Raw genomic sequence first — 12,980 nt, forward strand, 5'->3', positions numbered from 1 at the left:
CTGCCGGACATTTCCCCCTCAAGGGGGGAGATCAGTCGTGGTCCAGGCTTTCGCCAATTCTCAGCCTCTCAAGGTGAGACCCGGCAACGAAGCTGCCAATCTCCCCCCTTGAGGGGGAAATGTCCGGTAGGACAGAGAAGGGGGCCTCGCGCTTACCTCACCCTTCTTGGCCTTCTTGCCAGCCTCCTTTTTCTCCCCCTGGCCGCCCGCGCCGCGGACCTGCCGGCGCTGACCGGCCGCGTCGTCGACAATGCCGGCATCATCGATGCCGGCACAAAAGCGGCGCTGACGCAGAAGCTCGCCGATTTCGAGACAAAGGGCTCCGACCAGATCGTCGTGGCGACGATCCCCAGCCTCGACGGCGAGGAGATCGAGCCCTACGCCAACCGGCTGTTCCGCTTCTGGAAGCTCGGCCAGGCCAAGGAGAACAACGGCGTGCTTTTGCTGGTCGCCAAGAACGACCACAAGATGCGCATCGAGGTCGGCTACGGGCTGGAAGGCACGCTGACCGACCTGCACACCAGGCTGATCATCGAAAACGACATGGTGCCGGCGTTCCGCGCCGGCGATTTCTCCGGCGGCATCAGGAAAGCCGTCGACGACATGGTCATGGTGCTGGAAGGCCATCCGGAGGAACTGGAAGCGCGCGGCAAGCGCAACAACCAGCAGGCGCCGTTCAATTCCGACGACCTGTTCTTCGCCATTTTCATCAGCATCTGGGCGATCATCTTCTTCGGCAGCATCGCCGCCTCCATCCTGCCGCCGATCTTCGGCCAGAAGCTCGGGCCAGGACGCTATCGCTGGCTCGGCATGACCTTCGAGCCAGGCCGGCGCTCCTCAAGTGGCGGCTGGTCCTCCGGCAGTTCCGGCGGCGGCTGGTCTTCGGGCGGCGGTGGCTTTTCCGGCGGCGGCGGTTCGTCCGGCGGCGGCGGCTCCTCGTGAAGCTGGTGACGGCATGACGACACGCCGCCTGCCGAGGCCCGGCCGTTTCAACCCGACGATCCACGTTGTCCTGGCCGTTCTGGCGCTGCTTTTGTCCTGCTTCGCGGTCTTCGCCGCCGAATTGCCAGCGCTGACCGGCCGCGTCGTCGACAATGCCGGCATCATCGATGCCGGCACAAAAGCGGCGCTGACGCAGAAGCTCGCCGATTTCGAGACAAAGGGCTCCGACCAGATCGTCGTCGCCACCATCCCCAGCCTCGACGGCGAGGAGATCGAGCCCTACGCCAACCGGCTGTTCCGCTTCTGGAAGCTTGGCCAGGCCAAGGAGAACAACGGCGTGCTTTTGCTGGTCGCCAAGAACGACCACAAGATGCGCATCGAGGTCGGCTATGGGCTGGAAGGCACGCTGACCGACCTGCACACCAAGCTGATCATCGAAAACGACATGGTGCCGGCGTTCCGCGCCGGCGATTTCTCCGGCGGCATCAGGAAAGCCGTCGACGACATGGTCATGGTGCTGGAAGGCCATCCGGAGGAGCTGGAAGCGCGCAGCAAGCGCAATCCCGCCGACAGCAGCACCCCCATCGATCCGATCGTCGCGGTGTTCCTGGTCCTGTGGGCGACGATGTTCTTCGGCGGCCTGGCCATGGCGTTCCTGCCTCCGATGTTCGGCACCAAGCTGTCGCCGGGCGTGTATAGATGGCTGGGCAAGACGTTTCGTTACGGCAAGGGGCCAAGTGGATCCTCGGGCGGGAGCGGCTGGACGACCGGTTCGTCGGGCGGCGGCTGGTCGTCGGGCAGCTCCAGCGGCTGGTCGTCCGGGTCGAGCAGCGGCGGCGGGTTCTCGGGCGGCGGCGGCTCGTCCGGTGGTGGCGGTTCTTCAGGAAGCTGGTGAGACAATGGCAACACGACCGATCAGCTCGCAGGATCATGAGCGAATCGCCGATGCGATCCGCGCCGCGGAAACCAGAACCGACGGCGAGATCTACTGCGTCGTCGCCCATGCCAGCGACGGCTATTTCGCTCCGGCCGCCATGATGGCGACGCTAGGCATGCTGGTGGTCAGCCTTGCCGTCGCCTATGGGCTGGAGGCATGGTGGCTCACCATCCGCCTGCCGCATTTCGTCATCGCGCAATTGCTGGCGCTGGCCTGCGTGCTTGCCCTGTTGTGGGCTGTTCCCGGCCTGCGCATCCATATGGTGCCACGGCGGCTGCGCTATCAGGCGGCGCACACCAATGCGATCAAGCAGTTCCTCGCCCGCAACGTCCATCGCACCACGGCGCGCACCGGCGTGCTGGTCTTCGTCTCGATCGCCGAGCGCTATGCCGAGGTGGTCGCCGATTCGGGCATCGACGCCAAGGTCGGCCAGCATGTCTGGGACGGCGTGGTGCGTGATCTGACGGCGCATGCCGGCGATGACCGGCTTGCCGACGGCTTCGTCAAGGCGATCGAGCAGGTGGGGGCGGTGCTGGCCGAGCATTTCCCGGTCACGTCTGGCGATACCAACGAGCTCGACGACCATCTGGTCGAAATCTGAGAAGCCGCCTCTAGACGCACACTTGCCGGTCCGGCCTGCTTCCGGACAGGCTTTTGCGTGATGTCAGCAATGTGAGGATCGGCTGTGAGAAAGCGGCCGGCGGGCCGCCCCGGACTCTTGCAATCGGGCGATGCGGGTTTATGGTTAACAAATCATGAATACGCTGACGATCGACATCCGGAAAGCCGACCCGCGCGATGCAGGTGCCATTGCCGAAGTGCATTTGGAAGCCTGGCGCGGCGCCTATTCCGGCATCATTCCACACCGCACGCTGACGTCGATGATCAACCGCCGCGGCGCCGACTGGTGGGCGAATGCGATTCGCCGCGCCGCCACCGTTCTGGTCGTCGAAATCGGCGGCACCATCGCCGGCTATGCGACGATCGGCAAGAACCGCGCGCGGGAACTCAAGCAGCAGGGCGAGATCTACGAATTGTACCTGCGCCCGGAATATCAGGGCATCGGTCTTGGCCGGCGGCTGTTTTCGGCGGCCAGGGCGCGTCTTGCCGACCATGGCCTGAAGGGCATGGTGGTGTGGGCGCTGGAAGACAACCAGAACGCGCTGGCCTTCTATGCCGGCGCCGGCGGCCGCGATGTCGCCGAGGGTGTCGAGATCTTCGAGCAGAAAGCGCTGAAGAAGGTCGCCTTCGTCTGGGAATGACCGCCGAGCGATGATTGCGCAAAGCAAGGCGGGTACCGGTGCGGTATCCCAGTGAAATCACGACGCTGAAACATCTTGTGCCGATGATTGAACGCGCGTGACGCGATCGCGTCCCGCCTGACGTTCGCGAGCACCATTCGCCGCATTGCGCCATTGTGCGCCGCCCGCTATCTCCTCCCAACCGAGAGAGGGACAAATCCATGCGCATTGAAGCCGTAGCCACCGGAAAGAATCCGCCCGAAGACGTCAACGTCATCATCGAAGTGCCGATCGGCGGCGAGCCGATCAAGTATGAGATGGACAAGGAGGCCGGCACGCTGTTCGTCGACCGCTTCCTGCACACTTCGATGCGCTATCCCGGCAATTACGGCTTCGTGCCGCACACGCTGTCGGGCGACGGCGATCCGATCGACGTGCTGGTCTGCAACACGCGCGCGCTGGTGCCGGGCTGCGTCATCAATGTGCGGCCGATCGGCGTCTTGATCATGGAAGACAATGCCGGCCAGGACGAGAAGGTCATCGCGGTGCCGTCGCCCAAGCTGACGCTGCGCTACGAGAACGTCACCGAGTATACGCAGCTGCCCGACATCACCCTGCAGCAGGTGCAGCACTTCTTCGAGCACTACAAGGATCTCGAGCCCGGCAAATGGGTCAAGATCGAAGGCTGGCACGATTCCAAATATGCCAAGAAGATGATCGTCGACGCGATCGAACGGGCGAAGAAGAGCAAGTAGCTTGGAGCGGTCCACGGTTTCACAGAAACGGCAAACCGCTCTAACTTTTTGTCTGACGCAATTCCGGACGGAAAACCGCTTCACACTTTTCCGGGAATTGCTCTGGCCGGTCAGTTATCCACCCGGCCGAAAGCCGGCACATTGCCGATGACGGTGTGCCGGTCCTTGCCGCAGGCGAAGGTTCGCGCCTTCTCGTCGGCGAGCTTGCGCGCCTGATCGTTGGCTTGCGGGTTGCCGGTGGCCAGCACAAGGCCGACCGTGCAGCTATCTCGCGCGTCCATCTGGCCGACCTTGGCGACAAGCAGCACGTCGGTCGACTTGTTCTGATCCTCGGCATCGCCGATCGTGCGGCGGTGGATGACCGCGAAGGGCACGGCCTTGTCGCCATTGGTTTCGATGCGCCATTCAACCTTGGCCGCGGACGAATTGAAGCCGGAAAAACTCTCCCAGACGGACGTCATGTCGCCGCCGGGCGGAAAACCGTAGAACAGCGATTCACGGGCGTCGTCATAGGCGATGAGCACTGGATAGCCGCGATAACCCGAACAGGCGAGATCGGCCCAGTCGCCATCGCCTTCTGCGGCCTGCGCATAGGTCACGCAATCCTTCTTCGAGTCGAGATCGGTATAGGCGCTGGATATGTCGCCGGCACGAGCCGCCTGACACAGGCCGGCAAGCGCAAGCGCGATCAGAATGGCACGCATGACGACAATCTCCAATTAGGCGGAGCAACGTATCGCCAAACGTTATTTCTTCAAGCTCGCTTCGATCAGCAGATCGGCGTTCGTCGCCACCGACTGGGCGGGGCCGCCGAGGCCGAACAGCTGGCCGCTGATATAGGCGCCTTCGATCAAAAGCAGCAGCCCGTCACCCAGCGTGTCGGCGTCTTGCGCTCCCATCGCGGCGGCCATGGCGCGCAGCCGGCGGCGCAGCTCCTGCTTGTTGGCCTCGCTCACCACGCGGGCCGGATGGCTGTGGTCGGGATACTCGACCGCCGCGTTGGTCATGCCGCAGCCGCGATAGTCGGCCACCTGCGTGCGCTTGCCAATGCGGGTCAGGAAAGCCTTGATCTGCGCGCGCGGGTCGCCTGGATGGGCTTTGACGGCCTCGTCGAAACGTTCCCAATATTCAAGATCGTATTGCCGAAGATAGGAAGCGGCCAACTCGTCCTTGGAAGGGAAGCTGCGATAGAGGCTGGGCTTGGTGACGCCGGCGCGTTTGACGATCTCGTCGACGCCGATTGCCCTGATGCCGCGCCGGTAGAAGAGGTCATACGCCACGTCGAGGATCTTCTTGGCCGCCTTCGGCGGCGCCGATGCATGATCGTCGCTGATGGACAGTTCAATATTTTTGTCGGTTGGCATCATGGGACTCGATTGACAATGTTACCGATCGGTACGTATACATGCTCCCGTCTTGCAACGTACCGGTCAGTAACATGATAGCTCAATCCCGTCCGTTTGGCCAGCGCTACGCCTTCGTAGTGGTCGGTGTCATCTTCCTCTGCCTGCTGATCGCCGCCGGGCTGCGCTCGGCGCCCGCCGTCATGATGCTGCCGCTGGAAAACAGCTTCGGCTGGCGGCGCGATGTCATCTCGCTGGCGGCCGGCGTCGGCATCCTGCTCTATGGTCTGACGGGTCCGTTCGCCGCCGCGTTGATGGAGCGGATCGGGCTGCGCCGCACGCTGATCGCATCGCTGCTGGTGATGTCGGTTTCGACCGCTCTCAGCCTGCTGATGACCAAGCCCTGGCATCTCTTCATCACCTGGGGCGTCTTCTCGGGCATCGGCTCCGGCGCTGTTGCCAGCGTGCTTGGCGCCACCATCGTCAACCGCTGGTTCAAGACCAATCGCGGCCTGGTCATGGGATTGATGTCGGCCTCCAGCGCCACCGGCCTGCTGGTGTTCCTGCCGCTGCTCGCCTCGCTGGCGCAATCGGGCGGCTGGAAGCCGGTCGCCATCGCCGTCGCGGTCGCCACGGCCTGTCTGCTGCCGCTGGTCTGGCTGCTGGTGCCGGAGCGCCCGGCCTCGATCGGCATGGTGCGCTTTGGCGCCGAGGCCGACGACGTGCCGCCGGTGCCGCCGGCATCGCAAGGCAATTTCCTGGCGCATACGCTGAACACGCTGCGCCGCGCCGCCGGCACGCGGGTGTTCTGGTACCTGTTCGCCACCTTCTTCGTCTGCGGCTTTACCACCAACGGGCTGGTCGGCACGCATCTGATCGCCTTCTGCGGCGACATGGGCATCGGCGAGGTGCAGGCCGCCGGACTGTTGTCGATGATGGGCATTTTCGACCTGATCGGCACGACGCTGTCGGGCTGGCTCACCGACCGTTTCGATCCGCGCAAGCTGCTCGGCGTCTACTATGCCATCCGCGGCCTGTCGCTGATCTACCTGCCCTATTCCGGCTTCTCGGCGACCAGCCTGATCATCTTCGCCGTGCTTTACGGCCTCGACTGGATCGCCACCGTGCCGCCGACGCTGAGGCTCGCCAACGAGGCGTTCGGCGACCGCAGCGGCCCGATCGTGTTCGGCTGGATCGTCGCTGGCCATCAGGTCGGTGCGGCCACCGCGGCCGCCTTCGGCGGCACGATGCGCGAGCTGCAGGGCAATTACGAACTGGCTTTCCTCATCGCCGGCATGACGGCCATCGCGGCGGCCTGTATTTCGCTGCTGATCAACACCAGCCAGCCGGCTTTCGATCCGGAACCGCAAGCCGCGTAAGGCGAGGCGAGATAAGTGTGAATTCAGACAAGGCGATCTGACGGCCGTCGGATCGCCTCGTGCGTTTCAGGGCGTGTCGATGGTTGCCGCTGTCCGAGACCGCAATTTATCTGCGGTCAGTCCGGGTAACAGACCATCGGAATGTTCGGCCACACGGCGCTGTCGCAGTTGGCGGCGTCCTGGCGCTGCTTGAAGGCGGCGCTGACCGGCCCCGTCACCATCGGGTCAACGCCGTCGGGCGCATCGGCAAAGGCCCGTTCGGCGGTCTGGGTTTCTGCCTGCGCAACGGCCCGCGCGCTTTTCTGGGTCGCGGCAGCCGACTGCGCGGCGTTGGCCGCCAGCAGCAAGGCAAAGGCCATCGAAGCGATGAGCGGCCAAAATCGGTTGAGTTTATCGGTCATGTCGGTCGAACTGCCCGGGCCCCGAAAGGTTCCCGCCTTGGTTAACAAAATCATCTCACACGCAGATGCTTAAGATTTGATGAGTATTTGGTGTCGCGCTTCCCCTTTCGCAACTGCGAAAAACCCTGTATGAGCCGCGCAACCGAAAGAGGCAGCGCCTTTGGCCTGCTGCCTGCAACGCTTCCGAGACCCAGAACATGAAACTCCGTAATATCGCGATCATCGCGCACGTCGACCATGGAAAGACCACCCTTGTCGACCAGCTTTTGAAGCAGTCCGGCTCCTTCCGCGACAACCAGCGCGTCGCCGAGCGCGCCATGGATTCCAACGACCTGGAAAAGGAGCGGGGCATCACCATCCTGGCCAAGGCGACCTCGGTCGACTGGAAGGACACCCGCATCAACATCGTCGACACCCCCGGCCACGCCGATTTCGGCGGCGAGGTCGAGCGCATCCTGTCGATGGTGGATTCGGCGATCGTGCTGGTCGACGCCGCCGAGGGCCCGATGCCGCAGACCAAATTCGTCGTCGGCAAGGCGCTCAAGGTCGGCCTGAAGCCGATCGTCGTCATCAACAAGATCGACCGCCCGGACGCCCGCCATGTCGAGGTGGTCAACGAGGTGTTCGACCTGTTCGCCGCGCTCGACGCCACCGACGAGCAACTCGACTTCCCGATCCTCTACGGTTCGGGCCGCGATGGCTGGGTTTCGGAAAATCCGGAAGGTCCCAAGGACCAGCAGCTTGCGCCGCTGTTCGATCTCGTCATCAAGCATGTGCCGGCGCCGACCGTCCATCCCGGCCCGTTCCGCATGATCGGCACCATCCTGGAAGCCAACCCCTTCCTCGGCCGCATCATCACCGGCCGTATCGAATCCGGCACGCTGAAGGCCAACCAGGCGGTCAAGGTGCTGCACCATGACGGCACGCAGATCGAAACCGGCCGCATCTCGAAGATCCTGGCTTTCCGCGGCCTCGAGCGCCAGCCGATCGAGGAAGCCCAGGCGGGTGATATCGTCGCCATCGCCGGCCTGTCCAAGGGTACCGTCGCCGACACGTTCTGCGACCTGTCGGTGACCGAGGCGCTGCATGCGCAGCCGATCGATCCGCCGACCGTGACCATGTCCTTCCTGGTCAATGACAGCCCGCTCGCCGGCACCGAAGGCGACAAGGTGACCAGCCGTGTCATCCGTGACCGCCTGCTGCGCGAGGCCGAAGGCAATGTCGCGCTGAAGATCGAGGAATCGCCCGACAAGGATTCGTTCTTCGTCTCGGGCCGTGGCGAATTGCAGCTCGCCGTGCTGATCGAGACGATGCGCCGCGAAGGCTTTGAAATCGCCGTGTCGCGGCCGCGCGTCGTCATGCAGAAGGGCGAGAACGGCGAATTGCTGGAACCGGTCGAGGAAGTCGTCATCGACGTCGACGAGGAACATGCCGGCGTGGTCGTGCAGAAGATGTCGGAGCGCAAGGCCGAGATGGTCGAACTGCGCCCCTCCGGCGGCAACCGCCAGCGCATCGTCTTCCACGCGCCGACGCGCGGCCTGATCGGCTACCAGTCGGAACTTCTGACCGACACGCGCGGCACCGCCGTGATGAACCGGCTGTTCCATGCCTACGAGCCCTACAAGGGCGAATTGCCGGGGCGCACCAACGGCGTGCTGATCTCCAACGAGCAGGGCGAATCGGTCGCCTACGCCATGTGGAACCTGGAAGATCGCGGCCCGATGGTCATCGATCCGGGCGTCAAGGTCTATCAGGGCATGATCATCGGCATCCACTCCCGCGACAACGACCTCGAAGTGAACGTGCTGAAGGGCAAGAAGCTGACCAACATCCGCGCTGCCGGCAAGGACGAGGCGGTCAAGCTCACCCCGCCGATCCGCATGACGCTGGAACGCGCGCTGGCCTGGATCCAGGACGACGAGCTGGTCGAGGTGACGCCGAAGACCATTCGGTTGCGTAAGCTCTATCTCGACCCGAACGAGCGCAAGCGGTTCGAGAAGTCGTCCAAGGCGGTCGGCGCGGCATAAGTTTTTCTTCCGACGATTTTCCCAGAGGGGCGGAGCACAAGATGCTCCGCCCCTCTCGTTTACCCGCCGGCAGCACAGATGATCGCTTCCTGGTCCGGCTCGCCGGCCAGGTCGATCCGGACCGTCATCCCCTGGCGGGCCGGCTTGCGCAAGGCTTTGGTGCCATCCGGATCGACGACCAGCAGGCGCCGTTCCTCCAACGCCTGGAGCCGCGAGCGCGAGATGCCGAGTTCATTGGCGAGCAGACGATCAAGCCGGAGCGATGTCGGCATTTCGAGGCCGAGCTGGAGCTCCAGGGCCAACGCGGTTTCCCTGGCGCCGCCGAGCAACCGCTTATGCACCGCGACATCGGGAAACTCCTCGACGCGTCCCACCTGGTTGCGCAAGGCGACGACGTCGAAGGCATGGCGCCGCGCCAGTCCCGGGTCGTTGCTTTCGAGCGCCTGCAGCAGGGCCGGTTCGATGTCGCGGCGGTTGCAGCGTTCGAAAATGCCGAAATTCCAGGAATTGTCGCAGTCGACGCAGCGATAGATGAGCCACACGTCGATGCGCTTGCCATTGGCGTTGACGCGGAATTTTCCGCTGCAGTGATAGGCCTTCACGCTGCCGCAGCGATTGCAGTTGATCAGCGGTTGAGGTGCGAATTGGGCCGCGATCGCCCAGTGGATGCGTAGAGTGCCGGACATGCCGATAAGCCCTTCCCGTCGGGAAGTTCATCAGGTCGGCACGATCGAGATGCCCATGCGGGCGCGGCGTGGCGGTAGGCTGCGGAGATGGTCAGGTGTCGCTGGCGGAAAGCGCGCGACAGTGGTTCAGCAGTGCCAAACCGGTCTCGAACCGCCGCCCAGAGGAACACGTGAACATGAAACAGGCACCGCGGATGCGGCGCCATGCAAGTGTGTCGGGGGAGTTGACGAGACCGGCGGTTACTGAGGCAAAGTGAAGCTCGAAAATGTTTCGCGGCGGGTCTTTTAGCGGCAAGATGTCGAATCGACAAGCTACTTCATTTGTTGACCTATCACTACTTCAGCGGATCGGCTTTTGTCATCCTCGTAGCCCTCTTGGTAGGTCCTTTGCCCTTTGGAGGGTTTGGCGTCGGTGGATCAAATCTTGCTGCCAATGTGTCGTCCCGAGTGATCGCTCGGACAACCGCGCCTAGCAACTGAGTTCCAAAGCCGTCCTCTCCAAGCGTAAAGCTGGCTCTGCCGTAGTATCTCGAAACATCATGTCCTATACCTGCGCCTAATAGTTCAATATCTTCCTGATCTCTAATCCATTTAGTGGTTGCCACAAGATGGTCGTGCAGTATTCGTGGATCGTTCTCGGAAAGTGTTGAGTCGTCAACCGGAGCTCCGTCACTTAAAACGAGAACTATCTTTCTGTCGGCAGCCTGTTTTAAAATGCGAGAGCGAGCCCAAAGCAGCGCCTCTCCATCGATATTTTCTTTCAAAAGTCCCTCACGCAGCATGATTGCAAAGTTTGGCAAACTTTCTTGGAATGAATTCCGGTACTCTTTGTACAGAAGATATCTCACGTCGTTCAATCGACCTGGCGACTGTGGCTTGCCGTCCATAAACCAAAGCTCGCGTGATTGTCCTCCCTTCCATGCGCGGGTGGTGAAGCCCAGGATCTCGTGCGGAATTTCCATCTTTTGGAGCACGTTGCTGACTATCGAAATCCAGGTAGCGACAGTGTTTATTTTGTTTCCGCGCATGCTCCCGGAGTTGTCGATCAAAATAGTGACTGCGATTTTGGTTCGATCAGGCATTGCTCCGAGTAAATCCTCAGCAAGTTTTATTGCTGAATCATGAGATTTCTGACTAATTCCTAACCTTCGTACTAATAATGATTGAAGTTTGAGAGTGTCAGACGGCTCGGAAATTGTGGTAGGTACAATTACCTCGTCAAAAATAGTTGTATATGCGAAGTAATTAACAGACCGTAGTTCAATTAGTCGTGATGGTTCATGTTTTTGTCCCCGTGCGGATTCGATTACAGGGGAGTAACCTGCCATTTCTATCTCTGATAATGGGCTCGGAGGTGATAGAGGGATCCTTTCTGTAGTCGGTTTGGCTGTTGCGACTCTCAGAACTTCACGCAGTTCATCCATCGCCATTCCAATGGTTGAAGCCATTCCGGCGATAGCTTTCTTTAGTTCAGGGGTGCTAAGTGGATCAAATCGATACTGACGCCAATCGGCCCAGTTGCGTGTCTTCAATACGTCGGCAATTGCGTCTGTCCCTCCAGGGAAACCGGCTTCTAGCTGCTTCGCCTGTACATAGTAGATGGGCAAGATAAGCCGATCCTCTCCTAGGGCGTTTTCACGGATAAGGAAGGTCTCGAACTCTTTTCGACACATCTCGCTTCTAAAATAGGTCGGTGTGACGATCGGAATCAAAAACGTAATGTCCAGGATCGTAGTCTCGATTCGTTCCTTCCAGACCTGACCCCATTTAATATCATTCCGATCCTGAAAGATCGGAAAGTCTTCGCCAGTCTGTATCTTGACCTCGCCCTCGAGGCGTTGGCGTAGCTCCGTTATTCGACCAGAATCGTGATCATCGTCTGATCGCACGTAGCTGAGAAACGCAATCGGTTGCTTCGTCATCGTCTGCCTGCTCGGTAACATTCTTCAATGCGACTATAGCTATGATTGTACGACCGCAATAGACGCTCTACTCCCGCGAGTTAGATATTAACGGGTTGCAGCATCCACGTATTTTTGGGGGAATGCTGGTCGAGTTCCAGCCTGTAGGTTCACCACAGTCTTGGCCAGTCAGCCGCCCAAAGAAGAGTCCCGCCCCGCCGGTGCTACCGTCGCAGGAGCAACTGCGGTAATGTCAAAGTTGAACCGACCTTCTCAACCAGAGACTTGGCCATGCATCTCACCTCGCTGCTGATTTTCGCCGCCGCCTTGTTCGTTGCCGCCGGCTCACCCGGTCCGTCGATCGCGGCACTGGTCGCGCGCGTCATCACGAAGGGCTTTCGCGACGTGTTCCCCTTCCTGCTCGCCATGTGGATCGGCGAGGGCATCTGGCTGTCGCTGGCGGTGTTCGGACTTGCCATGGTGGCGCAGACCTTTCACTTCGCTTTTGTCGTGGTGAAGTGGGTCGGCGTCGCCTATCTCGCTTACCTTGCCTGGAAGATGTGGACGGCGCCTGTCGATGCCAAGGAGGGCGAGATGCCGCGCGAGGATTCGCCGGCGAAGCTGTTCTTCGCCGGCATGGCGGTGACGCTCGGCAACCCCAAGATCATGATGTTCTACCTCGCGCTGCTGCCGACCATCATCGACCTCGCTTCGGTCAGCATCGTCGGCTGGGTCGAGCTGACGGCGACCATGGCGGTGGTGCTGATCGCCATCGACCTCACCTGGGTGCTCGCCGCCTCACAGGCGCGCAAGCTGCTGACGAGCAAGCGCGCCATGAAGATCGCCAACCGCGTCAGCGCCACCACGATGGCCGGCGCCGCCGCGGCGATCGCGGCGCGGTCTTGAGCGTGATCCTGAGGTGAGGCGTCAGGCCATCATATTGATGATCGGTGCGATCTCGACGTTGCAGTTCGGCATGGCCAGCATCGGGCAGCCTTTGGCCTTCTCGGCGGCATCGTCGATATCCTTGGCCTCGATGATCGAGTAGCCGCCAGTCGGGTTGCTGCCGCCGTTGTTTTCTATCTTGCCGCCAGGCAGGACGGTCTTCGACATGCCGACTGGGTTGCCTTGGTCGACAACGGCCGAGCCAAGCTTTCCAAACCAGCCTGTCCAGGCGTCGGTCATCGCCTTTCGCTCGGCTTCGCTCGTCGGCATCTTGCCGGAGCCGTGATAGACATAGAGAAACTTCGCCATGTTCTCCTCCCGTGATGAGCAGCATTGAACCGGCATGCGGTCATGCCGCCCGCCGATCATCGGACCAAACTGGCAAACACGCAACGGAAATGAGAGATGACTAATATAAGGCGC

The 12,980-nt window shown here is 61.5% G+C and carries 14 protein-coding genes; 8 read left to right on the top strand and 6 right to left on the bottom strand.

From position 1 onward, the window contains the following. Window positions 1-108: 108 nt before the first annotated feature. The 5 genes from FJ546_RS18355 (at window position 109) to ppa (ending at window position 3,875) form a co-directional block, all read left to right on the top strand. Window positions 109-942 carry a YgcG family protein gene (locus FJ546_RS18355; protein ID WP_140890622.1) on the top strand — a complete coding sequence of 278 codons (834 nt, stop codon included), beginning with the start codon at window positions 109-111 and terminating at the stop codon, window positions 940-942. 13 nt (window positions 943-955) lie between these two features. Next, window positions 956-1,837: a YgcG family protein gene (locus FJ546_RS18360; RefSeq protein ID WP_140890623.1), complete on the top strand. Its 882-nt coding sequence runs from the start codon at window positions 956-958 to the stop codon at window positions 1,835-1,837. 4 nt (window positions 1,838-1,841) lie between these two features. Further along, entirely contained in the window at window positions 1,842-2,480 is a 639-nt protein-coding gene (locus FJ546_RS18365) for a TPM domain-containing protein (RefSeq protein WP_140890624.1), read from the top strand. 154 nt (window positions 2,481-2,634) lie between these two features. Continuing rightward, entirely contained in the window at window positions 2,635-3,141 is a 507-nt protein-coding gene (locus FJ546_RS18370) for a GNAT family N-acetyltransferase (protein ID WP_010912199.1), read from the top strand. Between the two features lie 200 nt (window positions 3,142-3,341). Further along, window positions 3,342-3,875: an inorganic diphosphatase gene (gene ppa, locus FJ546_RS18375; RefSeq protein WP_140890625.1), complete on the top strand. Its 534-nt coding sequence runs from the start codon at window positions 3,342-3,344 to the stop codon at window positions 3,873-3,875. 110 nt (window positions 3,876-3,985) lie between these two features. Here ppa and FJ546_RS18380 read toward each other — a convergent pair whose 3' ends face one another. Next, entirely contained in the window at window positions 3,986-4,579 is a 594-nt protein-coding gene (locus FJ546_RS18380) for a hypothetical protein (protein ID WP_140890626.1), read from the bottom strand. Window positions 4,580-4,621: 42 nt separating this feature from the next. Next, window positions 4,622-5,239, bottom strand: coding sequence for a TetR/AcrR family transcriptional regulator (locus FJ546_RS18385; protein ID WP_140890627.1), 618 nt, complete (start codon window positions 5,237-5,239; stop codon window positions 4,622-4,624). A 74-nt stretch (window positions 5,240-5,313) separates the two neighbouring features. On the opposite strand from FJ546_RS18385, the gene FJ546_RS18390 reads away from it, so the two are divergent. After that, window positions 5,314-6,597: an MFS transporter gene (locus FJ546_RS18390; RefSeq protein WP_181167983.1), complete on the top strand. Its 1,284-nt coding sequence runs from the start codon at window positions 5,314-5,316 to the stop codon at window positions 6,595-6,597. Between the two features lie 116 nt (window positions 6,598-6,713). Here the strand turns inward: FJ546_RS18390 and FJ546_RS18395 are convergent, their stop codons facing one another. Continuing rightward, entirely contained in the window at window positions 6,714-6,998 is a 285-nt protein-coding gene (locus FJ546_RS18395; RefSeq protein WP_246686879.1) for a hypothetical protein, read from the bottom strand. Between the two features lie 197 nt (window positions 6,999-7,195). On the opposite strand from FJ546_RS18395, the gene typA reads away from it, so the two are divergent. Continuing rightward, window positions 7,196-9,025 (top strand): translational GTPase TypA, encoded by a 1,830-nt coding sequence (gene typA / locus FJ546_RS18400; RefSeq protein WP_095775858.1) that lies wholly within the window; start codon window positions 7,196-7,198, stop codon window positions 9,023-9,025. 59 nt (window positions 9,026-9,084) lie between these two features. On the opposite strand, the gene FJ546_RS18405 is transcribed toward typA, so the two are convergent. Both FJ546_RS18405 and FJ546_RS18410 read right to left on the bottom strand, forming a co-directional pair. Then, window positions 9,085-9,711, bottom strand: coding sequence for a DUF1062 domain-containing protein (locus FJ546_RS18405; RefSeq protein ID WP_140890630.1), 627 nt, complete (start codon window positions 9,709-9,711; stop codon window positions 9,085-9,087). 335 nt (window positions 9,712-10,046) lie between these two features. Then, window positions 10,047-11,633 carry a TIR domain-containing protein gene (locus FJ546_RS18410; protein WP_181167984.1) on the bottom strand — a complete coding sequence of 529 codons (1,587 nt, stop codon included), beginning with the start codon at window positions 11,631-11,633 and terminating at the stop codon, window positions 10,047-10,049. Between the two features lie 270 nt (window positions 11,634-11,903). Between FJ546_RS18410 and FJ546_RS18415 the strand changes: the two genes are divergently transcribed. Beyond that, a complete protein-coding gene (locus FJ546_RS18415) occupies window positions 11,904-12,518 on the top strand; it encodes a LysE family translocator (protein WP_140890632.1) in 615 nt (204 codons plus the stop codon). A 21-nt stretch (window positions 12,519-12,539) separates the two neighbouring features. Here the strand turns inward: FJ546_RS18415 and FJ546_RS18420 are convergent, their stop codons facing one another. Further along, complete coding sequence (locus FJ546_RS18420) at window positions 12,540-12,866, bottom strand: YciI family protein (RefSeq protein WP_140890633.1); 327 nt, start codon at window positions 12,864-12,866, stop codon at window positions 12,540-12,542. Between the last annotated feature and the right edge of the window lie 114 nt (window positions 12,867-12,980).

The sequence above is a fragment of the Mesorhizobium sp. B2-4-19 genome (assembly GCF_006441315.1).
GTDB lineage: Bacteria > Pseudomonadota > Alphaproteobacteria > Rhizobiales > Rhizobiaceae > Mesorhizobium.

Bases quoted from the DNA above. Each gene is read 5' to 3' on its own strand.
- FJ546_RS18360 (WP_140890623.1), top strand. From the start codon at position 956: ATGACGACACGCCGCCTGCCGAGGCCCGGCCGTTTCAACCCGACGATC.
- FJ546_RS18365 (WP_140890624.1), top strand. From the start codon at position 1,842: ATGGCAACACGACCGATCAGCTCGCAGGATCATGAGCGAATCGCCGAT.
- FJ546_RS18370 (WP_010912199.1), top strand. From the start codon at position 2,635: ATGAATACGCTGACGATCGACATCCGGAAAGCCGACCCGCGCGATGCA.
- ppa (WP_140890625.1), top strand. From the start codon at position 3,342: ATGCGCATTGAAGCCGTAGCCACCGGAAAGAATCCGCCCGAAGACGTC.
- FJ546_RS18380 (WP_140890626.1), bottom strand. From the start codon at position 4,579: ATGCGTGCCATTCTGATCGCGCTTGCGCTTGCCGGCCTGTGTCAGGCG.
- FJ546_RS18385 (WP_140890627.1), bottom strand. From the start codon at position 5,239: ATGCCAACCGACAAAAATATTGAACTGTCCATCAGCGACGATCATGCA.
- FJ546_RS18390 (WP_181167983.1), top strand. From the start codon at position 5,314: ATGATAGCTCAATCCCGTCCGTTTGGCCAGCGCTACGCCTTCGTAGTG.
- FJ546_RS18395 (WP_246686879.1), bottom strand. From the start codon at position 6,998: ATGACCGATAAACTCAACCGATTTTGGCCGCTCATCGCTTCGATGGCC.
- typA (WP_095775858.1), top strand. From the start codon at position 7,196: ATGAAACTCCGTAATATCGCGATCATCGCGCACGTCGACCATGGAAAG.
- FJ546_RS18405 (WP_140890630.1), bottom strand. From the start codon at position 9,711: ATGTCCGGCACTCTACGCATCCACTGGGCGATCGCGGCCCAATTCGCA.
- FJ546_RS18410 (WP_181167984.1), bottom strand. From the start codon at position 11,633: ATGACGAAGCAACCGATTGCGTTTCTCAGCTACGTGCGATCAGACGAT.
- FJ546_RS18415 (WP_140890632.1), top strand. From the start codon at position 11,904: ATGCATCTCACCTCGCTGCTGATTTTCGCCGCCGCCTTGTTCGTTGCC.
- FJ546_RS18420 (WP_140890633.1), bottom strand. From the start codon at position 12,866: ATGGCGAAGTTTCTCTATGTCTATCACGGCTCCGGCAAGATGCCGACG.